Raw genomic sequence first — 24,756 nt, forward strand, 5'->3', positions numbered from 1 at the left:
ATAACAATATTATCCCCGCTATTTGCATCCATTCAGGGTGATTCTTTGTATTTTTCGCCGCACATCCCCTTTGAAAATAGTGAATTTGCTTTTAGCATTTCTCCTCTTAGTGAAAAATCAATTTGGTATGGTACCAATCTGGGTGTTTTTCATTTTGATGGGGATTCTACAAAAAAACACTTAGACAAATCTGTTTTTGCAAAAAAAAATTTGGAGATGCTCAATGTTGTTGCACTTAACGACAGCAATGTTTGGGCAGTTGCCATTGAACCTGAAAACTGGGAAAAACGCATGTTTTTCTACAATGGGGAAAAGTGGCAAAGACAAGCCTTCCCGCAATATGATGATGATCCAACGGATGATCTTGCTATATTCCGGCTGGATATTGTTGAAGACCAAAATGAAATTATTGGTTATGTTGCAGGCCAGGGAGGTCTTATTTATGTGTATAAAAACCAATCTTGGGAAATAGTTGAACCGTTTGCCAAAAATACTTTCCGGGCCTTGCATATTCAAAATAAAAACAGTGTCTGGATTGGTGGATCAGCAGGAGCTATTTATCATTTTAATGGACAAAGCTGGCTAAAATCGCAAACAAAAAATGTTGATTCGACCAATTATATTCTGGATATAGATTTCATTTCAGATGCAAATGGCTGGGCAGTGGGCTCTAAGGAAATATGGCATTTTGATGGCTTAAGCTGGTCAACCGTCGACAAACCAAAATCTTCTTATTTACGCGATGTCGAAATGATTTCCGGTTCTGAAGGCTGGGCAATGAGCCATGATGGGGAAGTACTTTACTATGATGGAATTGATTGGGCTTTATATGATAAAATTGCCAGTACAATTCATTCAACGCAAATTGGGCTTAAATGGACGGGTAATGAATTTGGCCAAAAGATTTTTATTGCCGGAACTCAGGGCATCTATTTAAGCAATTATGGAAACCTGCCAACATTTCGCGATATAACAGAATTCGCAAATATTCATAAAACTAAAGGAACCCCAATTGTTGCGGATTTTGATCAAAATGCAACTTTGGATTTACTTGTATCAGGCTTTATGGATGAGCCGCTTCGTTTATATTCAAACACAGGCGATGGATTTTTTTCTGAAGTAACTGAGAAGTTAGACCAGGATTTAACTTTTAATACAAAATCAATTCAGGTGGCTGATTTAGATAATAACGGCCTTCCGGATATTTATCTTTCACGAAGTCCTCAAAGTGATATTTGGTTTCAAAACAAAGGAAACTGGCAATTTGAAGAACGGAAATCTCCTATTTCATCCTCTCAAAAATCTGTACGAAGTAAAGTCTTTTTTGCCGATTTTGATAATTCGGGCAGTCTTGATCTTTTGCATCTAAAATCATACCAAATGGGTCATGACAGTGTAATGGTGATTTACATAAATGATGGTGTTGCAAATTTTAAAGAAGCAGTTCGCTTTGGCAAAAGTGATTCGAAATCATCTGCAACAGGTTGGATTTTTTTAAGGGATTTTAATAACGATGGTTTGATTGATATTTACAAAGTAAACCTTGCTGAGCGTTTTCAACTTTATATTAACCGGGATAATTTGGTTTTTGAAGAAGTCGCTGCCATTTCCGGACTGGATGCATTGGACTTATCACGTGCTCCTTATGTTTCCGGTGTGGACGCTGCAGATTTAAATAATGATGGAATTTTGGATATTTCTATAGTTGAGCGACATGGAAAAACAGGGATATTTCTGAGTGATAGTACATTGAATTACTCTTTATCTTACACTTTTAACAATAACTTTGTTGATATTAAAGCCGCTGCATTTGCCGATTTTGACTGTGATGGATTAGAAGATTTTTATTTTTATGATCGGCTTTATCTTAATAATGGGAACCATCTTGTAGAAAGCCCGCCGGCAATCGGCTATTTACCAATTGGAAATCCATATGCAGTTGATATTGATTTGGATAGTGATCCTGACTTGTTATTACGGGGAACGGAAAAACTTTCGGTTTATAAAAATACATTCAACCCCACAAATAGTTTGCAGGTTACTTTAAAAGGTGTTCGGTCAAACTCTTTTGCAATTGGGACTCAGTTAAAACTATGGCGTGTTAATAATGAAAAAAGCACACTGCAAAATTATAAGCAGGTTTATGATTCAAACCCTCTAAACTTCTATTTGGATAAAACGAACGAGTATAATCTAGAAGTTATTTTTCCATCAGGCATAAGACGATTGTTTAATAATGTAAAATCAGGTCCGCTGCAAATAAATGAATTTCCATTTTTTTTCAATGCTTTCTGGGATTTTTATTATTCATTCAAACGGAGCTTACAGCTTACATCAGTTAAGAATGAATTATTAAAACTTTTGATGCTGGTAATTATGTCGGTTCTGTTCTTCCTGTTAATTCGCAATACAAAAGCAGTAAAATACTTGAATCATGCATATTCACTTTTTCTATTTGTTTTTGCTTATCTGGTTTTGATGCATGTTTCAGTTCGCGAAAGTTTTTTTGTCTCATTTCTTACTCCGGTAATGGGCATTTTCATTTTACAGGTTCTTCTCTTTTATTTTATTCGTCAGCGGTTGAGCCACCTGGAAGTTAACTATGTTTCACATTTTCGTTTGCAGCAGCCTATTGGTATGGGCGGAATGGGCATGGTTTATAAAGCCTTTGATGTCCATTCAAAAAAAATTATGGCTGTTAAAATTATAAATAAGCTTATTTCTGAAGATGATAATAATCGTGGACGATTGCTGGCTGAAGGCCAGATAATGACACAACTTAGTCATCCAAATATTGTAAAAGTCCAGGAGATGGGTAAGACCGAAAATAAAGATTTTATCGTGATGGAATATTTGGAAAATGGCACTTTAAAAAATTTTATAAATGAGCACAAGCCAATTGCTGAGCAGGAGATTGTTCGAATTGTTAAACAGGTTATTGATGGGCTTCAGGCAATTCATGATTCAAATATTGTACATCGTGATTTAACCAGTTTTAACATTATGCTTGATGGTTCAAAAAATATGCGTATTATGGATTTTGGGCTTTCTAAATCACCTTTGATTACGTCAATGACAACATTGGGGACAGCTGTTGGAACCTTGGGTTATACCGCACCAGAACAAATTACCGGCGGCAAGGTTGACCAACGATCTGATATTTTTTCCCTCGGAGTGATTATTTACGAGCTGCTTACATCTAAGCTGCCATTTACGGGAGAAAATGAAATGGCTCTTATCCATTCAATTTTTAATGTAACGCCACAAGTGCCATCTAAATTACGTGCGGATATACATCCATTCTGGGATAGAATTGTTTCTAAATGTATGATCAAGGATATCAATGAACGGCCTGAAAGTGTTGTGGAAATCGGTCATGAATTGGATGCTGTTTTTACGGAAATCGATTCTTGATACTCGACAAACTATCCCATCTAATATTTTAAATATTTTTACAAGACAAGCCTACCGGTAAACTAAATCAAGAAAAAATTTGCGTAACCGATTTGTTACACTTATATTTGTAACCGATTGGTAACATATTGGTTTTAATATGAGAAGAGATGTATTCCAGGCAATAGCAGATCCAACACGCAGGGAAATAATTAATCTGGTAGCTGATAAGCCATTAAACCTTAATACTGTGGCGCAACAATTTAGCATCAGCCGTCCGGCCATTTCCAAGCATATAAAAATTCTTGTAGAATGCGGATTAATAGAAATAAATCAACTTGGAAGAGAACGATTTTGCAAAGCCCGGACGGAACAATTAGCACAAGTCTCGGATTGGATTGAAAACTTCAGGCACCTATGGGAAGCGAGATTGGACTCTTTTGAAGAATACCTGACACAAATACAAAACAAAGGCAATGATGATGGAAAACAGCGTAATGAATAAAAGAATTCTCACACTTGTGCGTAATTTCAGTGCCCCCAGAAAACTTGTTTGGGAAGCATGGACCCAATCAGAACATATTGCCAAATGGTGGGGTCCAATGGGTATGAAAACCAGGGTAGTGGATTTGGATTTCAAAGAAGGGGGTAACTGGAAATATATTATGACCGCACCAAATGGATCTGAATTTCCTGCACATGGTGTTTTTACAGAAATAATTGAGTTAGAAAAAATTGTTTCCTCTGCAGATTTTGAACCGGTTACACACGGGGTAATAATAACAGCGCTTTTTGAGGATTTGGATGATAAAACTAAACTCACATTTAGTGTCACACATCCAACGGAAGAGTATTGTTCCAAGCAGGAGAAAATGGGTGTAATGAACGGTTGGGGAGCAAATTTTGATGGGTTAGAAAACTATCTCAGCCAACTACCTTAAAATGAAATTAACCGCTTTGACTAAAACAAAAACTATATTGGAGGATATAATATGTCTAATTTTATGATTGCATATTACGGAGGAAAACAGCCTGCCTCAAAAGAAGAGGGCATGGCTCAAATGGAAAAATGGAAAGCCTGGATTGGGAGTCTTGGAGCGGTAATAGTTAATCCCGGAACACCATTACCAGCTTCAAAAATTGTTACATCAAGCAGTGTTTCGGATGATAATGATCCCAATGCGATGAAAGGTTTTGCTGTTGTGAAAGCAGATAGTTTAGATGCGGCTGTTGAAATTGCCAAGACTGATCCGTTTTTAGAAAATGGCGGAACAATACGTGTTTCTCAGATGATGGAGATGTAGATTATCATGGTGCCGGGTAACCTCCGGCACTGATTTTTGGAAATTAGTTATAAATGAAAGAGAAATTAAAATGTCTAAAATTGAATTTTCAGATCAGGAAAAAGAAGTAATTATTAAAAAGGTGCAAACTTATTTTACAGATGAGTTGGATCAGGAAATTGGCCGTTTTGATGCTGAATTTCTTCTCGACTTTTTTGCTAAAGAACTTGGTTCCTTTTTTTATAATCGTGGATTATACGATGCCCAATCAATTTTAAAAGACAAGCTGGAAAACATAAATGACGCCATCTATGAGTTGGAAAAACCTACTGATTTTATCCGCTAGATATATTTCCGCACTCCTCGTATCGCTGCTATAATTGACGTTATCGTTAATTAATAACCTTAAATTTTCAAGTTTAAAGTCCGGGCAATATTTAAACACAATATAATTATGGAAGAGTAATATATTTTTAAATATTAAGCAGCAATAATAAAGGCTGCAAAATAAGTAATATCGGAAAATATTGTTGAAATAAAACGGATACTCAAAACACTTTAAATGTGTATATTACACCAGTTTTAAATTGATTTACTACAATAATGTGGAATAAAAAAGAGGCTTTTAAACTCATGAAGAATCTTACACAAAAACTCGACTGGTTGGAATATAAATTTGAAGAAATAATTAAGAAGTCACTGGAATTTGAGCAGCTTTACCAAGATGATATTACCAATGTTCATCCAGACTATAAAGCAAGCGCCATAAATTTGGTTCATTATCTGGCATTTCGGAGTTTTGATATTGCTTCATTGCAGGCAGAACTTCGCGAATTGAGCCTGCCAAGTTTATCAAATATAGAACCCCATGTTATGAAAAGCCTTTTATCGATTAAAAAGATAATAGAAAAACTAAATGATAAAGAAACAGGTACAACTAAAAAGGGCTATGTCACCATAAAAAAATCCAGAAAGATTATTAATAAAAACACAAAACAATTGTTAGGAAATAAATCTAGAAAAAGGCGCACAAGGATAATGGTTACATTGCCAAATACGGCTGCGGAAGATTACGGCTTTGTACACAGGTTATTGAAATCAGGAATGAATTGTGCGCGGATAAACTGCGCCCATGATGACACGGAAGCCTGGAAAAAAATGATAGACAATGTGAGGGAGGCAAGCGAAAGCCTAAACAAAAGCTGCAAAATAATGATGGATTTGGGTGGTCCAAAATTACGAACGGGTCAAATGACTCCCGGTGCAGAGGTTGTTCACTTAAAACCTGAACGTGATGAGCTTGGAAAGGCAATTACCCCATCAAAAATATGGATAGCGCCACCAGATGTGCTGCCTCCTGATGATTCTGCAGATGCCATTTTGCCTGTAGATGAAATCTTTTTTAAAAAAATAAAGCGTGGGAATACAATTTCGTTTGTCGATTCCAGAGATAAAAAATGTAAAATAACAATTGAAAAAAAACAGGGAAAAGGCAAATGGGGTTCTTGTTCTGATTCTGCTTATGTCCAGTCAGGTGCAGAACTGGCATTAGTTAAGAATAAGGGCGACAAAGAAAAGATAAGGGTTGGAGAACTATTACCTTTGGAAAAATTTATTTCACTTAAAACCAACGATCATCTGATCCTTACAAGTGAGCCGGATGCCGGCGAAGATGCCAAATATGATGATGCCGGCAATATTATTCAAAAGGCCCATGTTAGCTGTACTTTGCCGGAAATATTTAACGACCTTTGCATCGGGGAACCGATATTTTTTGATGATGGAAAAATTGAAGGCATTATTGAAAGTATAAATGAAAAAGATCTGGATATTAAAATCACTTATGCAAAAGATAATGGCAGTAAGCTGAAAGCTGATAAAGGAATTAATTTACCGAAGAGCGATATTAAAACCAGTGGATTGACAAAAAAAGATATAACGGATATGGAGTTCGTGTTAGAACATTCTGATTCTGTAAACTTTTCGTTTGTAAATGATGAAAATGATGTTGAGCAGCTTCATAATCTTTTCGAGGAAAAACAAAAATCAGTTGGCGTGATCCTTAAAATTGAAACCGAAAAAGGCTTCAAAAATCTCCCGCGTATTTTACTGAGGGCAATGAAAAATTATCCGATTGGTGTAATGATTGCGCGAGGTGATTTAGCCATCGAAACAGGTTGGAAGAATTTTGCCAGTATCCAGGAAGAAATAATGCGCATTTGTGAAGCAGCACATATTCCCGATATTTGGGCAACTCAGGTTTTGGAAAACCTGGCTAAAAAAGGCGTTCCTACAAGATCAGAAATTACCGATTCTGCTTTAGCGCAAAGGGCCGAATGCGTAATGCTTAATAAAGGATATTACATTACCAAAGCAATTAAAATGCTGGATAAAATATTGCGCAGGATGCAGTATTTTCAGAAGAAAAAAGAAATAATGCTTCCGAAATTAGCAGGGGCAGATAAACTTGTTTTATCTCATGAAATTTATGATATCAATTGAGACGTTATAGGATAGGAGATTGATATCATCTTAAAGGAGTATTTATATTGTGGTTATTAAAAGGATTCTTAAAATGGTTAGTTTGTTTATCATAGGAATAGTTGTTTTCCTGATATTGAGTGTGACGCTTTTCCTAAATTTTTATCCTACACTTGGTGGATCGCAATCGGCAGAACGTAAAGAGTTATTTGAGCAGTCTGGTCATTATAAAGATGGTATTTTTGTAAACCAGATTAAAACGACAATGGATATGAATTTCAGTAAAGGTATGTCTATCTTAAAAGATTATATAAACGGGATTCCCAATCAATCACCTAAAAATCCAGTACCGGTTTTGCCTTTGGATTCAATGACGATTGTTTCAAAAAAGGATTCAATCCCGCGAGTAACCTGGTTTGGCCATTCAGCTTTTTTGCTGGAAATTAATGGTAAAAATATTTTGCTGGATCCGATGTTTGGGGAAGCAGCAGCTCCTCATTCATGGCTTGGACCAAGCCGCTTTAGTGATGGTTTACCAATTGAAATAGAAAAACTTCCTAAAATCGACGCTGTAGTTTTTTCACATGATCATTATGATCATTTGGATTATGATTCCATCATCAAATTAAAAAATAAAGTTGATCATTTTTATACGCCTTTAGGAGTTGGAGCCCATCTTTTGGCCTGGGGAGTTGAAGAATCCAAAATAAGCGAACTTAATTGGTGGGATGAAGTTTTTGTTGATGATCTTCATTTTATCTGTGCTCCTGCAAGGCATTTTTCAGGTCGTGGTCTACTTGATCGTTCGACAACTATGTGGGCTTCATGGATTATCAAATCAAAAACATATTCGATTTATTTTAGTGGTGACAGCGGTTATGGACCACATTTTAAAGAGATCGGTGAAAAGCACGGCCCTTTCGATTTCGCCATGATGGAATGTGGGCAGTATGATAAGCGTTGGGAAAATATACACATGCTTCCGGAACAAACAGCACAGGCTGCATTAGAGTTAAACACAAAATTGATGATGCCAATTCACTGGGGATCATTTGTACTTGCCTTGCACAGTTGGACCGATCCGGTAGAACGGGTAACTAAAAAAGCACAAGAGCTTGGTGTTGAAGTTATTACACCCAAAATTGGTGAGCAGTTTAACCTTAATGAAACGAAAATAGAAGACAATAATTGGTGGGTAAAATGGCATTAGAAAATAGCATCGCATCAAAATAAAGAAATGGTTCGACTACGCTCACCATGAAGAACATAAGCTTCATCTCGAGCGAAGATAAGAGATTTCTTTTTTGATTATTTTAAATATTATCCGCAGCTCTCTAGTGAGAAAAATATGAATAACAAAATAAGAGCAATAATAACTGGCGTAACAGGCATGGTGGGTGAGGGCGTTTTACACGAGTGCCTGAATCATCCTTTGGTAGAATCGGTTTTGGTTATTAACCGCCGGCCATGTGGAGTGCAACATGATAAGGTAACAGAAATTATTCATGAGGATTTTCATAACCTGACAGAAATAAAACATCAGCTGTCGGGGTATAATGCCTGCTATTTCTGTATGGGCGTTTCATCAATCGGGATGAAAGAACCAGAATACACTCGTATTACCTACAATTTAACAATGCATGTCGCGGAAACGTTACATGAGCTTAATCCAGAAATGACATTTACCTATGTTTCCGGGGACGGAACGTCCGGCGATGAAAATGGAAAAACAATGTGGAACCGTGTAAAAAGTAAAACTGAAAATGAGTTATTGAAGTTGTTCAAAAATGCTTATATGTTCCGCCCGGGTTATATTCAGCCAACTAAAGGCTTAAAAAATGCTTACAGGATTTATTCATTCACGGCACCATTTTATCCAATTTTAAAAACAGTGTTCACAGGATTTGTTTGCACTTTGCAGGATTTAGGCTTGGCCATGATTGATGTGACCTTAAATGGCTATGGAAAACGTATTTTTGAAAACAGAGATATAACAAAAGTGGCAAATACTTATGAGAGGTAATCCAATAATTTCATTATTAATTTTTAGTATAATTATTTTGGCCATTGATTTCTATGTTTTTTGGGGTATCAGAAAAATAACACGTGATTATAGAGCATTGGTTAAGAAAATTGTAACTATTGCCTTTTGGTTTGTACCTGTGTTCAGTATAAGCGGCCTGGTCATGATTTTTCTTTTCCGTGAAAGCATTTCGCCTGCAAAAACAATGACTTGGTTCTATTATGTAAGTGGGCCCTTCATCCTTTTTTATGTGCCAAAACTTATTTTTATTTTATTCAATTTGGTTGACGATATTTATTTTCTAATTCGCAAATTAGTGACACAGGTTCAAACAAAATCAAACGCTGAAAAGAGAACGATTACCCGCAGAAAATTTTTAACACAGGTTGGGATTGTTACTGCGGGTATTCCATTTTTATCCCTTTTTTATGGCATAGTTTATGGCAGGTTTGATTTTACGGTTCGAAAACTCAAGCTAAAATTTAAATCTTTCCCCAAAGAAATGAATGGTTTAAAAGTAGTACAGATTTCAGATTTTCATATTGGTAGCTTTTTGGGCAAGAAAAAAACGATTGATGAAGCTGTTGATCTAATTAACCAGCAACATGCGGATATACTTCTGTTTACCGGGGATTTTGTAAATAATGTTTCTACCGAAGTGGATGAGTTTATCGAAAGTTTAAAAAACCTAAAAGCCCGGATTGGAAAGTTTTCTGTTTTGGGCAATCATGATTATGGAGAATATGTTCGTTGGCCAAGCGTTGAAGAAAAGAAAAAGAATCTTAACAGGCTAATTAAAATCCAACAAGATATTGGCTTTGATCTTTTGTTAAATGAGTCCAGGACTATAGAACTGAATGGAGCCAATTTTGAATTATTAGGAGTTGAGAATTGGGGGCTCCCGCCATTTCCGCAATATGGTGATTTAGAGAAAACCCTTTCCGGCTCCAACTCGGAATCATTTCAAATATTAATGTCACATGATCCAACCCATTTTAGTGCGCAGGTTGCCGGGAAAACAAATATCGATCTAACACTTTCCGGGCATACGCATGGTGCACAATTTGGAATTGAAATTCCCGGCTGGCGATGGAGCCCTGTTAACCTCCGCTACAAATATTGGGGCGGGCTTTATGAAGAAGCTAATCAAAAGATTTATGTCAATACCGGGATTGGCTTTATCGGATTTCCTGGCCGCGTAGGAATGCCACCGGAAATAACCGTTTTTGAAATTGAACAAGGATGATAGTTTATTAACCGTCTACCATCCTAAAAAGGCCGGCTATTAAATTCGCCGGCCATAGTCATTGTTTCAGGATATACTTATAATCAACTTTATAATCTATTTCTTACCCCCCACTTTTCAAAAAGAACTGGAATAACAATCATATTTAAGAATGTGGCCGTCAATAAGCCACCAAGAATAACAATAGACATCGGCGCCTGTATTTCACTACCCGGCTCTCCTATGGCCAGGGCCAGGGGCAACAATGCAAGCCCTGTTGTTAATGCAGTCATTAAAATAGGATTTAACCTTTCCAATGAACCTTGTACAACTGCATCGTGTAGGGATTTGCCTTCTTCCTCTATTAAGTGGTTGTAATGTGAAACCATAATAATTCCATTACGCACCGCTATACCAAACAAAGTAATAAAGCCAACCATTGAAGCAATAGTAATAATTCCTTCGCTAAAAAATAGGGCAATTACCCCACCAATTAAGGCTAATGGCAAGTTGACCATTACAAGTAAAGATTGACGGAAATTCCCAAACTCCATGTAAAGGGCTACCAAAATAGCAATAATGGACAGAACGCTAAGCAACATAATTAAGCGGGTTGCTTCAGTAGCACTTTCAAATTGACCGCCATACTCCACATAATAGCCCTGTGGAAAAGAGACATTTTCAGCAACCTGTGATTTAATATCATCTACCACACTTTGTAAATCCCTGTCAGCTACATTTGCCTGAACGACAATTTTGCGTTGTACATTTTCACGACTTATATAGTTTGGACCTTTATCAATCTGAATATCAGTAACCATTTTCAAAGGTATCTGGGCACCATTTGGCAGATCAATTAATGAATTACGTACGGCATCTAGGTTATCGCGAAATTGCGGTGCATATCGTATAACAATGTCATGACGGTTTTGCCCTTCATAAACCTGTGACACTGGCAACCCCAGAAAAGAAATATCTATCATTTCATCCACATCAGCAGCGGTTAATCCAAAAAGTGCAATGTTATCACGATTTACTTTTAGCCGTACCTGCGGAACATCCGTTTGCTGATCTTTAGAAAGGTCAACAATGCCTTCAATATTTTTCATTTGTGATTCAATTTTATCAGCCAGGCTACGTAACTTGTAGAGATCAGGACCAAATATTTTTACAGCAATATTAGCCCTTGTACCTGAAAGCATATGGTCAATACGGTGGCTGATAGGCTGACCGATAGTTATCACCGTACCCGGTACTATAGATAAATTGTTTCGTAACTCTATCAACAATTTCTCTTTACTGATTTGCTCCAAATCTATCTGAACTTCCATTTCGTGGGCGTGTGATCCCATGGAATGTTCATCCAATTCTGTTCTACCGGTTCTTCGTGCTGTAGATTTAACTGCAGGATGCGCCAAAAGAATTGTTTCAACCATCTGCCCGATTTTATCAGACTCTTCCAAAGATGTCCCCGGAACGGTAGCCATACTGATATTAAAGGTACCTTCATTAAATTCCGGTAAAAAGGAACGCCCCATAAAAGGAAGTGTAACCAGTGCAGAAATTATAAAAACCGCTGCTACTGAAATTATTATACGCCTATGTTGTAAGGCCCAAAGCAGACTGGGCTGATATATTTTTTTTAATTTTCTAACAAGCCATGGCTCGGTTTGGTTGAATTGTCCTATCTTCCTAAGCAGAAAAGAACTAAGCGCAGGTGTAACCGTAACCGCAACTAAAAGTGAGGCAAAAATAGAAACAACGTAAGCAATACCAAGTGGCCTCAACATACGTCCTTCAACACCGCTTAGGAAAAACAGAGGCAAAAAGACAACAATGATAATGAAAGTTGCCATTACAATAGGCGTTCTGATTTCTGATGAAGCATTGTGCACAACATCAATAAAGGATCGCTGTTCAGTTACAGGTTTTAAGGCATTTTGTCGTAAGCGCCGATGAACGTTTTCAACATATATAATAGCATCATCAACCAGTACACCAATAGCAATGGCCAATCCACCCAGGGTCATAGTATTGACCGTCAAATCAAATACTTTTAGTACGATCATTGTTATTATCAGAGATAAAGGAATGGCTGTAATAGAAATGATTACCGTACGGAAATTGGCCAGAAATAGCATCAAAACAACAATAACTAAAATAGCACCGTCACGCAAAGCGTCAACTACGTTATTTATAGCCAGCTCAATAAAATCTGATTGTTTAAAAATATCAGTGTGCATCACAATTCCAGCGGGTAAGGTGTTTTTCGATTCATTAAGCACCATTTGGATTCGGTCTGTCAATTCAAGGGTGTTAGCATCAGGCTGTTTGCTGACAATCAGCATAATTCCTTTTTCATTATTAATGGATGCTTCGCCAATTTTTGTGGCGGCCGAAATTTTCACTTCCGCTACATCGCCCAGCAGCAAAGGAACACCTTTACGCACGGCGACAACGGTTTTCTCTAATTCGGAAATATTTTCAATGCGACCTATGCCACGGATCAAATATTCTTTTCCAGATTGCACAAAAATCCCACCAGCAGCATTAACATTTGTACGCGAAACAGTGACTAATACTTGGTTTAGGCTTAGATTATTGTTTTTCAAATGCCAGGGGTCAATCTGTACTTGGTATTGTTTTGTTTCGCCACCATAAACAAGAACTTGGGATACACCAGGCACAGCCATAATGCGTCTGCGCAAGGTATAGTCTGCTATTGTTCTCAAATTCATTGCAGCCAGGGTGTCACTGGTTAATCCTACCAGCATAATCTCACCCATTATGGAAGTTACAGGAGCCAAGATGGGTTGATCAACGCCCGCGGGGATAGCATTTTGCAACGCCTGCATTTTTTCATTCACTATTTGACGGGCTTTAAAAATATATGTACCCCATTCGAACTCAACCCAGATGGTAGATAAGCCTTGAATAGAGTTTGAACGTACCCGACGTACCCCTGACGCACCATTCACAGCGGTTTCAATTGGAAAGGTTACAAGCATTTCCACTTCTTCGGGTGCAAAACCGTGCGCTTCGGTAAGTATGGTCACAGTGGGCGCCGTTAAATCCGGAAACACATCAACCGGTAAATCAATAGAAATAATTGTTCCGGTAATTAATAGTGCCGTGGATGCAAGTATTACTATCAGCCTGTTTTTAAGACTTATTTGCATTAATTTATCAAGCATAATTTTTCCTATTTTCTTTTGTCATGCCCGAGAAACCGGGCATCAAGATTCATTTTTTAGTGTGCATGTGGGTGACCAATTTCTTCCGAAATGGAAGCCAACTTTACCTGATACCCACCAAGACTAACAACCCTTTCACCGGTAGAAACACCTTTTAAAATAGAAATATAATCCTGATGTATCGGACCCGTTTCCAATTCACGTTTTTCAAAAGATTCACCGGAAGAGTGAATAAATATTACTTTTTTCGAATTATCATCATAGACAGCAGACAAAGGAACGGTCAGCATGTTCTGCTCCGGATTTGTATAAATTTGCGCACTAAAAGTTTGTCCAATTAAAAATTTTCGGTCATAATTTTTTGCTTCCAGCCAGAGAATAAGCGTCCTTTTTTGCGGATCAATCATCTCGCCACGGCTAATCAGCTTTATGTCATCACTATCAAGATTTATCTTTTTATCATTGCCAGGGATATTGATTGAGGCACCGGAAATATCTGTAAGATTTTTGGCATGTTCCGCAAACACGTCTAACTTTAACCACACCATATCCGAATCAACAATGCTGAATAGTTTTTGATGACGGTCTATTTTCTGGCCAGGCAAAATGGATACATCTGAAACAATTCCACTAATTGGCGCTGTAATTAAGAACTGGTTATTCTTTGAATCAAAACGTAAACTACTACCATCAGAATCAAAATAATTTGAAAATCCTGCTTTGTTTATTTCATAATTTCGTTTTGCCTGCTCAAAGTCCCGGTCAGAGATTGCCGCTCTATCTTTTAAACGCTGCGCTCTTTCATACTCTGCTTTGGATTGTTCATAATCGAGATATATTTTTGCCCAGCTATTCTGGGCTACTAATGGTGGAACAATAACGGCCATAGTTTGGCCAATACTTATTTTTTGTCCTGGCTTAACCAGCCTTTTTGCTTCAGCAATGCTTATTATCCCTTCTACCGGAGATACAATTTCCGCGTATGAAGCTGGTCGTACCCTAACTTCTCCCACAACCCCAACAGAAGATTTAATTGGGCGCACCTGAGCGACTTCTGTTGCAAAAGATGTTTTCCACTGTTGCTCTTTCAGATAACTGATCTCTTCCCCGGCATCTTCTTCTTCACTTGCAGGAATATCAGCCAATGTTTGATATACACTAAAATTTCCTATTGAAAAAGACTCACTTGCCTTATCACCCTGGTAACGGATGCTGAACTGATAATCACCCGCTGTTTCAAATATCTTAACAGGTGTAAAAATACCTTCGCGTAAAAGTTCATCTTTTTCAATGGAGATATTTGATCCACTGGAACTTTTAAAATTAAGAAAGACTTTACCTTCACGAACCGGTTGAAAATCAGCCATAGTAGTTAAATGGATAATGAATTTAATCTCATTACCCACAAAAGCCGTTTCATACTCCATAAAGATTTCCATCTTTTCTGTCCATTGAGTTATAGCAATAGCAGGAACTTCCGTTTCAGTAGCAGATTGTTCGTGCTCATGATCATGCGGTTGACAGCCGATTAGCAGCAACCAACCTGTTAGCAAAATTACAATTAATTTTTTCATTGTTTTCCTCTGTTAAAATGTTACAAGTTGTTGGCCATACAAGGCTTCTAATTCAAATACTGCCTGATAGTATTCGGTCAGCTGTTCTGTATATTGTTTGCTGCCTTCGCGATAAATTTGTATTGCATTAAGGAATTCGGCCAGAGACATTGTTCCTTCTTTATAAGCAGCTAATATGTCCTCAACAAGAGTGTTGTTAGACTGTTCATTCCCATATTCCTGCAATAATTCCGCTTGCCTCTTAACTGTCTCAACCAGGTTAACAATTTGTGATCGTATTTTTTGACTGTAAAGAGCGTTTTCTGTCATCTGCATATGATGAACTATTTTTTGTTTTTCAATTTGCGGGCCATTCCAATTTAAAAGCGGCAACGGTATAGACAGGCCAAAAGTATAACCCTTCCAGCCCGGATCTATTTTTTTATATCCGCCATGCAACGTTATTGAAGGTAAGATTCGGCTTTTTTCAAGTGTAATTCTTTGTTCCAATGCGGATAGCCTTAGCTGAGCAGCTTTTAATCCGGGATGGTTTTTTGTTAATTCAGTCTCTTCAAAAATATCTGTATCAATTTTTAAAAATGGGATTGATGTGCTTAGAATAATATCGTCTGAAGAATCAAAACCCAATATCTGTTTCAAAGAACTTAATGCGAGGCTATTTTCCTTTTGTGTAAGTAATAAATCACCTTCCAATCCAAAGATACTCATGGCCAGCAGCCGAGCTTCCATTTTTGAAATTGCACCTTCCTCGCTTTGTGAGTGGGCAGCCTGTTTAAGGTTTTTAAAAACTTCTTTTAGATTTATTTGTTGTTCAGATAACTTCTTTAACAATCCTACTTTTATATATCCCGTGCGGACAGATGCCAGCAACTGTTTCGAGTCTTGTTCCATGTTTAACTTTGCGGCTTCAAGATTAGCTCGCCATATGCTGCGTCGTTGCCAGTAATTCCATGGCAGGCTAAATGTTTTGCTTACATAAGCCAATTTTTCTGTTTCTTTGTTTCCATTGTTTTCAACGTATTCTTGATCATAGCTGAACTCAGGATTTGACCATTGTAGAGCTTCATCGCCTTGAGCTTTGATTATAGCTTGTCGAGCATTAATCAAGCTTTGCTGTGGACTTGTTTTTACAAGCAATTCTGGCAAATCTGTAATAGCCAATGAAATTTGCTTTCCTTGTGCAAACAAGTTGCCAGCTATTAATAAAAATATTAAAAAGCTTCGGATGGACACTTCTATCCTCCTTGTATTATGTTGTATATAATTGGATATAATTTTCCGAAGACTATTTAAAAAAAATTAAACAGCATCGGTTGACGAGTTATTTAGACAAAAACTGGGGGGGCGCGATTGGGAAATGATAAAGGTAGATATTGACTCGGGATTTTTAAAGGTATATACCTCGGTATTCTGCTCAAAACCTGGGGTTCAATCTCTGAAGCTACATAACTCTTAAAGGTTTTTGCAGTAATTATAGAATTCGTTGTTTTTGCATGAATTGTATAATCACTGTCTCCGTCAAAGTGCGTGTCTTCATGCTCATGCTCATCGTTATGACCATGATGCTCACCATGGTCATGATTATCTACAATTACATCTGGGGGGTGTATGCTAATTTGTAATTCAACATCATTCTGATGTTCCTGGGCGTGCCAGTGTACGACAGGATAAACCTGAGTGAAAAAAACATAGATTAGGAGAGAGATTATTTTTATGATTATATGCATATTCAAAAACTATAATAAAGATCGTGAAACGTAGCAAAACAATTTATGTATTCCAATTTTTTTTATATCTATTACTATCTATTATGATTTACGGTTGATAAATCTCGTTTGTAAATTTATTTTAAACCTTCTAAGTTAACAACCCCAAAAAACAACCATTCACGGAGATATTATGAAGCAAACATTTGTAAACAAATTTGTATTATTTTTATTATTGATTTTTATTCTCAGCAATTCTTCTTTATTTGCACATTGCCAAATACCATGCGGTATTTACGGTGACCAAATGCGCATAATGATATTAAAAGAACATGTTACTACAATTGAAAAATCAATGAACAAAATTATAGAATTATCTAAAGCTGAAAGCATTAATTATAATCAATTAGTTCGCTGGGTGAATAACAAAGATCAGCATGCTCAGGAAATGCAGGATATAGTTACTGCTTATTTTCTAACACAGAGAATTAAACCGGTTGATTTAACTGACAAAGAAGCATATAAAAGCTATTCTGAGAAGACTACAACGCTCCAACAAATACTGTTTTATGCAATGAAAACAAAGCAAACAACAGATCTGAAGCATGGCGCTAAGTTAACAGAATTGATCGATCAGTTTTCCAAATCATATTTTAGTGCTGAAGATTTAAAACATCTTAAAGAACACAAATAAGATTATGATGGGCAGTTTGCTGCCCATTTTTTTATACGATTTTTCCTCATTTTTCTTTTTTATTTTCATATAACATATTTCACTTTACAAAGTGAATCTTTTAATTAAATTGTGCATCAAATTTCCCAACGATAAAATTCATAATAGTTCTACTAACTCAAAGAGTTTATCAAATGGCACTCAAAATGACTGTTTTTTTAATAATCGTTTTATCACTCCCTTTGTTGGCACAAAAAGAAACTCAGCTATTAAAATTAAATGATGTGCTGGAGATTGCCAATAAAAATAATCCAGCCCTTAAGAATGCAAAACTAGATTTAAAAAAATCAAAAGAAATGCAATGGAGCGGTCTTGGATTAGATAATCCTAAGCTTATGTTTATGCAGGAAGGTATTGAGAGTTCATCTTATAATGGTTTCGCCGAACGGCAAATCGGAATCCAGCAAAATATTGACTTCCCGTTAAAAAGCTATTTTCGCACGGCAAGTCTCATTCGTGCAAAAAAGGCTTCAAAAGCACTTGTTGATTACCAACAAAATAAACTAAGGGCGAACGTAAAAATAGCTTATACGAAAGTTTTATATGCAAAGAGATTACAGAAATTACAGCAAAAGGAGCTTGAAATTGCTGACCGGTTACATCGCATTTCAGATAGTCGCTTTAAATCCGGCGATGCATCCGAGCTTGAGTTTATGAGAACCGAAATTCGTCTTTCAGAAAGTAAGAATGCCCTGGAAGAGGCCGCTAATATTTATCATGCTACGCGATATAATTTATTTGAAACGATAGGTTTAGACGCTGAAGAACAAAGATATTCATTAGAGTTTTATGATACATTACTTTTTAAGGATCCGAATTTTGATGAAGAAGACCTTTTCGTCAATTCGATGAAACAACCTATACTTATAGCTGTCGAACATCAGATTCAATCAGCGAAAAATAAAAAATATGAAGTAGGCAGCTCTTTCTTTCCTGATATCTCCTTAAACCTTTATAAACAAGATTTTGGCAACGGCTATGATTTTGTTGGTTTTGAGGCCGGGTTTTCGATCCCGCTTTGGTTTTTCAGTAACCAGGCGGTTGATCTATCTTCAGCAAAAGTACGTTACGCGAAGGCTGTAAATGAAAAACATAAAATTAACCTGCAAATTAAGAAAGAAATTGAGCTTGCCTGGCACAATTATAAAAAAAATCAGGTTATACTTACACGTTATGATTCTAAAATTCTCGATCGGGTAAATCAACTTATGCAGGCTACCGTAAAAGGATATGAGTTGGGTGAGATCGATTTGCTAAACTTGCTCGATACTCAAAGAACGTTTATAAATAGCCGGAAAAATTATTTTAAAGTTTTGCGTGATTACTATATAAGCTTAATCGAACTAGAACAATTTACTGACAACGAACTGGTTTATAATTGAAATAATGGAGATAAAAATGCGATTTTTAAAAATGATTAAATTGCTTTCTTTGGCTTTGCTCGTAACGATAATTTCGTGCGGTCAAAATGAAACAGCCGTAGAAAAAGAAGTTGAAACCCTGCCACCATCTATGCGGTCTGATGATGAGGGATTAATCAATTATGTAACGCTAACTAATGAACAGGCAGAAAACCTGAAAATAAAAACAGAGGTTGTTCAAAAATCATTTGCTGTTTATCCTATAAATGCTTCAGCTGTAGTTGAACCATCTCCCGATCACGTTAGCATAATAAGTGCGCCAATTGAAGGATTGATTGTAAAGATCTATGCTCATAAGGGAGACCCTGTTAAAAAAGGTCAGGTTTTACTTGAATTGGAAAGTCTGGAGTTTGCAGATTTAATTGCATCCTTAATACGTTCAAGCGCTGAAGAGAAATTCCGTAAAAATAATTTTCAACGTATGCAGTCGCTTTATGATCAAAAAATAAAATCACGCCGTGAACTTGAACAATCTGAAAATGAGTATGAAAGGGCTCGCGCATCAGCCCGGGCTTCTGTGGCACGCTTGCTTGCGGTGGGTCTTACACAAAAGGAAATACAAGCCTGGCAGGAGGATCCGGACCGACATCCACATCTGGCAATCCGCGCCGACCGTTCCGGTTGGATGACCGAACATCTTGTTGAACACGGTCAGGCTGTTAATCGTTATGACCGAATGGGGATGATTGTAAATACTGATAAATTACTGGTAAAAGGGTACGTATCTCCAGAAGATGCAGACTTTATCGATCCTGAAATCGATGTTACAATTAGCCTTCGTAAATCTGAAAACAAACAGCTAAAAACAAAAATTCATTCCATTGTTCCAGTATTAGATGAGCAAAATCGCTCAGTTGTTGTGAATGCTTTTGTAACAAATCCGGATTCCTGGCTTACACCGGGTAGAAATGTTCGTATGCAAATTGAAGGTTCAACAGCCGAAAAAGTTATCCATATCTCAAAAAACGGACTTTTAATATTTGGTGACCAACCGACTGTTTTTGTAAAAGTTTCAGATAATAAATTTGAACAGCGTCCCATTAAGATTGCTCAAGATACTGGCTCAAGAACTGTGGTTTATAGTGGATTAACTGCTGGTGAAGAAATTGCGGTGAGCCAGGTTTTCTCCCTAAAAGCATTAGCCAAATACACAGAAGAACCTGAATAAAGGATTAAATTTTAGCCGAGGAATATAATGTTAAACCGAATTATCAATTTTAGTTTAAATCAGCGCTTTGTGGCAATCTCTTTGGTTATTTTAATGGCTTTTGGCGGATACAGGGCATTAAAAGATATTCCAATCAATTCTATGCCGGATGTTACACCGATTCAAGTTTTGGTTATAACAAAGGCGGGGCGCTATTCTCCCAATGATGTTGAAAAGCTGGTGAGCTTTCCTATTGAAACGGTAATGAGTGGCTTACCGGATGTGAGCGAAGTACGTTCAATTTCACAATTCGGCCTCTCGGCGGTTACAGTAGAGTTTGATGAAGGGACAGATATTTATTTTGCCCGACAGCTTGTTAGTCAAAGAATTCAAAGTATCGCCGGAGAACTTCCTGAAGGAGTCTCGTTACCTCAACTTGGGCCCATTTCAACTGCCCTGGGTGAAATATATCAATATGTGGTTCGTGGTGAAACTCAGTCATTAACCGAGTTACGCACGATCCAAGATTGGCTTATCGCGCCACAGCTTAAAAAAATTCGTGGTGTTACAGAGATAAATTCTTTCGGCGGATTTGTAAAACAATATGAAGTAATAATCCGGCCCGGCCAACTACGCACACTTGGGATTGGCTTGAAAGATGTTATGGATGCAATCTCAAATAATAATAGTGTTTCCGGTGGAAATTTCCTTGAACACAATCGTGAACAATATATTATCCGGGGTTTTGGTCAAATCCGCAATGCAACGGATATTGAAAATATTGTGATCACACGAATTTCAAACCGGCCGGTATTTCTGCGCGAGGTTGCCGATGTGACCTTGAGTGAGCAATTAAGGCAAGGCGCGGTAACGCAGGATGGCAATGGTGAAGTAGTTACAGGAATTATTATGATGCTCCGTGGCTATAATGGTGAATTGGTAATTGAAGAGATTGTTGAAAAAATAAAAGACGTTAACAAGAGTCTGCCTAAGGGTGTAAAAATTGAACCATTTTATGACCAATCTGATTTGATTGACCGGACAACAAACACATTGATTACTAATCTGGTTGAAGGCGGATTCCTGGTGATTGTTGTTTTACTACTGTTATTGGGTGAAATCCGTGGTGCTTTGATTGTGGCATCGGTTATTCCATTCTCAATGCTTTTTGCTTTTATTGGAATGCGTGAGTTTGGTTTGGCCGCTAATTTAATGAGTTTAGGCGCAATCGATTTTGGTATGGTTGTGGATGGTTCGGTGGTTATGATGGAAAATATAGTTCGTCGTTTGCAGCAGGATGACGATACGCCAAAAATTAAAAAAATAATGCAGGCCTCTATGGAGGTTTCGCGACCAATATTTTTTGGTGTTCTTATTATTCTAATGGTTTATGTGCCAATCATAACATTTAGCGGCATGGAAGGAATTTTGTTTAGACCAATGGCAATTACTGTTGCAACAGCCGTTCTGGGATCGCTAATTCTCGCTTTACTTTATATTCCTGCAGTCGCCAGCATTGTATTTCGCAAAGGCATTAAAGTAAGCAGAAACCGTTTGATGGAATGGTTGAGGCCGAAATACGTAAAAGCACTTCAGTGGCATTTAAAAAAGGCACGTCTCGTACTCGTTTCAGCATCTGTATTATTTCTTTTATCCCTGGTTTTGCTATTTAATACAGGGACGGAATTTTTGCCGGAGTTAGATGAGGGCTCAATCCTGATAGAAGAAATTCGTCTGCCAAGCTCTACCTTAGAAGAAAATATTAAAAATGCGGATTGGCTTGCTGAACAAATCATGAAAAATATTCCGGAAGTTAGAACTGTGGTTCCTAAGACGGGCCGATCGGATCTTGCCAATGATTGGATGGGAGTCCATCAGACAGATGTTTGGGTGCTGCTAAAACCAATGGATGAATGGCGCTCGGGAATGACCAAAGAAAAGATTGCTGAAGAAATCGAACCCTTTTTGCAGAGTGAACCGGGTCTTGCTTATAACTTTACACAACCTATCGCAATGCGCGTTGATGAACTTACGAGCGGCGTTAAATCAGATGTGGCTGTTAAAGTTTTTGGAGAAGATTTGGATGTAATGAGTCAGATTGCAAATGACATTGCTACACAAATTGAAAAACTACACGGAACAGATAATTTTTATGTGGAAGAGGCAGAAGGGCAGCCATATATAAATATTGATATTGACAGGGATGCTGTTGCTTCGTTTGGAATAAATGCAGATGATGTTCAGCGTGTAATTGAAGCCGGCATTGGCGGGCAGACTGTAAGCCAGGTGTTTGAGGGGCAGCGCCGTTTTGATATCACTGTACGATTTCCTCAAAATATACGCGATCGATATGACAAAATTCTTGATTTGCCAGTTTACCTGCCGGATGGCGGATATATCCCTTTAAAACGTGTTGCGCATATTTATCCGGAAGAAGGCCCGCGTGAAGTTGCCAGGGAAAATGGTTGGCGCCGGACTATAGTTGGAGCAAATATTAAGGATATTGACATTGGGACTTATGTTGCGAATCTTAAAGAAAAAATAGACAGCCATGTCAATATCCCGGCAGGTTACTTCCTGGAGTTTGGTGGCTCTTTTGAAAATCAACAGCGCGCCATAAATCACTTATTTCTTGTCGTACCATTAACTTTATTAATTATTGTTGGATTGATGTATTTAATGTTTGGCAAGTTGCGCTATGTAGCTTTGATTTTTATAAATTTGCCATTTGCTTTGTCCGGTGGAATTTTTATGCTGTGGATGAGAGATCTTTATCTGTCAGTTACTGCAAGCATTGGCTTTATTGCTTTGTTTGGGGTTGCCGTACTAAACGGAATTGTGCTGGTTGAGCATATAAATGAAATGCGCAAAAAATCAACTAATCTAAAGGAATCTGTCCTTAATGCTGCGGCAGATCGGTTACGTCCAGTACTAATGACAGCCCTAGTAGCAAGCTTGGGATTTATTCCAATGGCCTTCAATGTTGGGCCAGGTTCAGAAGTGCAGAGACCATTAGCATCTGTGGTTATTGGTGGGTTGATAACTGCTACATTCTTAACACTTTTTGTAATCCCGATCCTATACAATTGGATGGAAACCAAATACCCGGTTCAGGATAATTCTTCTGTTGATGCCATAAATTAATTTGAAATATAGAGGGAATCACTCTTGGCCCATTTTATTAAAGTGCCGATTTCCTCTTCTGTTAAGTCAGCTTCAGAGTGAGTAATTATATAAGGTGGAAGTGGCATTTCACCTTCTTCAACTTCTTCAACAAGCTCTTTGAGTTTCCGGCTTTTACGCTTCTGAGAATATTCCTGCCAAATCGAGAAATTAAGTTCATCCCGACCTTCCTGAACATGGTTAACCACAAAAAATGAAACGGGGGCAACAAAACTGTACCACGGCCAGTTTGTATTATTAGAGTGGCAATCATAACAAGCTTTTTCAATTATGGGTTTTACTTCTGGTTTGAGTTTTATTTCTGATGTTGGATTGGATGCAGGATTATCCCTATTAAGTGGGATAAATTGTATGATTATTAAAACGATAATCAATGCTATAAGTGCTTTTTTCATTTACTGCTCCATTTATTTTAAGCTGATTTAAGATTGCGGTGGTTTAAACTACGGGAGGCGGAAATTTTTTTCAAGACAAATTGATTTCTTGTGGGAAGTCTTTTAGGCAAGGTACTTCCCCTTGGAATTAATATGCTGCCATAGAGAAATGGATTACAACAGAAAGGCGTTGGCTAAAAAGTATAATTAATCTGACTCATTATCAGGGATTTAGCCGGTTGATTTCCAGGTCTTATTTCAATGTATTTTAGATGTTCATTAATATTTGAATGGTAGAATTAAGAATAAGTTTAATTCAAAATCTTGGAAAAAATAAAAGGATATAAATAAATACAATTATATATTGCATTTATATTTTTACTTCGTAAATTGTAAGTAATTACTTACGTACTAAAAATTGTGAAAAAATTCTCTTTAAGACAACAGCAAATATTAGAAGCTGCAATCGAGCTTATCTCTGAAAAAAGCATCATGGGTTTAACCATCAAGAATCTCTCCCAAAAAATCGGAGTAACAGAAGGTGCTCTGTACAGGCACTTTAATAGTAAGTTTGAAATCCTCCTCGGTATACTTAAAGTTTTTCAAAGAGAGGCGCAAAAATCATTGGACGAAACATGTTCTACAAATGATACGGCTTTTACAAAAATAGAGAATATCTTTTTACATCATTTAAAATATTTTTCTGAAAAACCGGCGGTAACTGCTGTAATTTTTTCTGAGAGTATTTTTCAAAGCGACCATCAACTTGCCCAGGAAGTTTTAAACCTATTAAAAAAACATGAAGAAACCCTTAGTTGTGTTATAGAAGAAGGCCAAAAAAACAATGAAATAATTAAAACGATTCCAAAAGAGGAGCTTGTACGAATCATTATTGGGACTATCCGTTATTTTGTGACTCAGTGGCGTTTATCGCATTTTGAATTTGATCTTAACCAGGAAGGAAAAAAAATATTAAACAGCATTAAAGGGTTAATAAAAAAGTAAAAAAATTTACACAA

At 37.2% G+C, this 24,756-nt stretch carries 18 protein-coding genes; 14 read left to right on the plus strand and 4 right to left on the minus strand.

The genetic code is table 11. The features are described 5' to 3' along the window. Nucleotides 1-45 precede the first annotated feature (45 nt). The 9 genes from HND50_18150 to HND50_18190 all read left to right on the plus strand — a co-directional run bounded on the left by HND50_18150 (nucleotide 46) and on the right by HND50_18190 (nucleotide 10,426). Nucleotides 46-3,414: a protein kinase gene (locus HND50_18150; protein ID NOG47170.1), complete on the plus strand. Its 3,369-nt coding sequence runs from the start codon at nucleotides 46-48 to the stop codon at nucleotides 3,412-3,414. Between the two features lie 139 nt (nucleotides 3,415-3,553). After that, entirely contained in the window at nucleotides 3,554-3,898 is a 345-nt protein-coding gene (locus HND50_18155) for a winged helix-turn-helix transcriptional regulator (protein ID NOG47171.1), read from the plus strand. Further along, complete coding sequence (locus tag HND50_18160; protein ID NOG47172.1) at nucleotides 3,891-4,334, plus strand: activator of HSP90 ATPase; 444 nt, start codon at nucleotides 3,891-3,893, stop codon at nucleotides 4,332-4,334. Before HND50_18155 ends, HND50_18160 begins: the two co-directional genes overlap by 8 nt. A gap of 51 nt (nucleotides 4,335-4,385) precedes the next feature. Beyond that, entirely contained in the window at nucleotides 4,386-4,697 is a 312-nt protein-coding gene (locus tag HND50_18165; GenBank protein NOG47173.1) for a hypothetical protein, read from the plus strand. Between the two features lie 70 nt (nucleotides 4,698-4,767). Next, nucleotides 4,768-5,022 (plus strand): DUF2164 domain-containing protein, encoded by a 255-nt coding sequence (locus HND50_18170; GenBank protein NOG47174.1) that lies wholly within the window; start codon nucleotides 4,768-4,770, stop codon nucleotides 5,020-5,022. 287 nt (nucleotides 5,023-5,309) lie between these two features. Further along, the gene (locus tag HND50_18175) at nucleotides 5,310-7,178 is read left to right on the plus strand and encodes a hypothetical protein (protein ID NOG47175.1); all 1,869 of its coding nucleotides are present in this window, start codon (nucleotides 5,310-5,312) and stop codon (nucleotides 7,176-7,178) included. Nucleotides 7,179-7,251: 73 nt separating this feature from the next. Next, a complete protein-coding gene (locus tag HND50_18180) occupies nucleotides 7,252-8,367 on the plus strand; it encodes an MBL fold metallo-hydrolase (protein ID NOG47176.1) in 1,116 nt (371 codons plus the stop codon). Nucleotides 8,368-8,505: 138 nt separating this feature from the next. Beyond that, the gene (locus HND50_18185) at nucleotides 8,506-9,180 is read left to right on the plus strand and encodes an NAD-dependent epimerase/dehydratase family protein (GenBank protein NOG47177.1); all 675 of its coding nucleotides are present in this window, start codon (nucleotides 8,506-8,508) and stop codon (nucleotides 9,178-9,180) included. After that, nucleotides 9,170-10,426, plus strand: coding sequence for a metallophosphoesterase (locus HND50_18190; GenBank protein NOG47178.1), 1,257 nt, complete (start codon nucleotides 9,170-9,172; stop codon nucleotides 10,424-10,426). Before HND50_18185 ends, HND50_18190 begins: the two co-directional genes overlap by 11 nt. 89 nt (nucleotides 10,427-10,515) lie before the next feature. Here the strand turns inward: HND50_18190 and HND50_18195 are convergent, their stop codons facing one another. The 3 genes from HND50_18195 to HND50_18205 are packed head-to-tail and all read right to left on the minus strand — an operon-like array spanning nucleotide 10,516 to nucleotide 16,406. Then, a complete protein-coding gene (locus HND50_18195; protein NOG47179.1) occupies nucleotides 10,516-13,599 on the minus strand; it encodes an efflux RND transporter permease subunit in 3,084 nt (1,027 codons plus the stop codon). A 56-nt stretch (nucleotides 13,600-13,655) separates the two neighbouring features. Next, nucleotides 13,656-15,173 carry an efflux RND transporter periplasmic adaptor subunit gene (locus tag HND50_18200; GenBank protein ID NOG47180.1) on the minus strand — a complete coding sequence of 506 codons (1,518 nt, stop codon included), beginning with the start codon at nucleotides 15,171-15,173 and terminating at the stop codon, nucleotides 13,656-13,658. A 12-nt stretch (nucleotides 15,174-15,185) separates the two neighbouring features. Then, nucleotides 15,186-16,406, minus strand: coding sequence for a TolC family protein (locus HND50_18205; protein ID NOG47181.1), 1,221 nt, complete (start codon nucleotides 16,404-16,406; stop codon nucleotides 15,186-15,188). Between the two features lie 666 nt (nucleotides 16,407-17,072). On the opposite strand from HND50_18205, the gene HND50_18210 reads away from it, so the two are divergent. The 4 genes from HND50_18210 to HND50_18225 all read left to right on the plus strand — a co-directional run bounded on the left by HND50_18210 (nucleotide 17,073) and on the right by HND50_18225 (nucleotide 23,324). Next, nucleotides 17,073-17,573 carry a superoxide dismutase gene (locus tag HND50_18210; protein ID NOG47182.1) on the plus strand — a complete coding sequence of 167 codons (501 nt, stop codon included), beginning with the start codon at nucleotides 17,073-17,075 and terminating at the stop codon, nucleotides 17,571-17,573. A gap of 173 nt (nucleotides 17,574-17,746) precedes the next feature. Further along, nucleotides 17,747-18,994: a TolC family protein gene (locus HND50_18215; protein NOG47183.1), complete on the plus strand. Its 1,248-nt coding sequence runs from the start codon at nucleotides 17,747-17,749 to the stop codon at nucleotides 18,992-18,994. 16 nt (nucleotides 18,995-19,010) lie between these two features. Beyond that, entirely contained in the window at nucleotides 19,011-20,201 is a 1,191-nt protein-coding gene (locus tag HND50_18220) for an efflux RND transporter periplasmic adaptor subunit (GenBank protein NOG47184.1), read from the plus strand. 27 nt (nucleotides 20,202-20,228) lie between these two features. Then, the gene (locus tag HND50_18225) at nucleotides 20,229-23,324 is read left to right on the plus strand and encodes an efflux RND transporter permease subunit (protein ID NOG47185.1); all 3,096 of its coding nucleotides are present in this window, start codon (nucleotides 20,229-20,231) and stop codon (nucleotides 23,322-23,324) included. Here the strand turns inward: HND50_18225 and HND50_18230 are convergent. Further along, complete coding sequence (locus tag HND50_18230; GenBank protein ID NOG47186.1) at nucleotides 23,321-23,758, minus strand: heme-binding domain-containing protein; 438 nt, start codon at nucleotides 23,756-23,758, stop codon at nucleotides 23,321-23,323. The two genes, HND50_18225 and HND50_18230, sit on opposite strands and share 4 nt — an antisense overlap. A 399-nt stretch (nucleotides 23,759-24,157) precedes the next feature. Here HND50_18230 and HND50_18235 point away from each other — a divergent pair, with 399 nt between their 5' ends. Beyond that, entirely contained in the window at nucleotides 24,158-24,742 is a 585-nt protein-coding gene (locus tag HND50_18235; protein ID NOG47187.1) for a TetR/AcrR family transcriptional regulator, read from the plus strand. The last annotated feature ends 14 nt before the right edge of the window (nucleotides 24,743-24,756 follow it).

This window comes from Calditrichota bacterium, from assembly GCA_013112635.1.
GTDB lineage: Bacteria > Calditrichota > Calditrichia > Calditrichales > J004 > JABFGF01.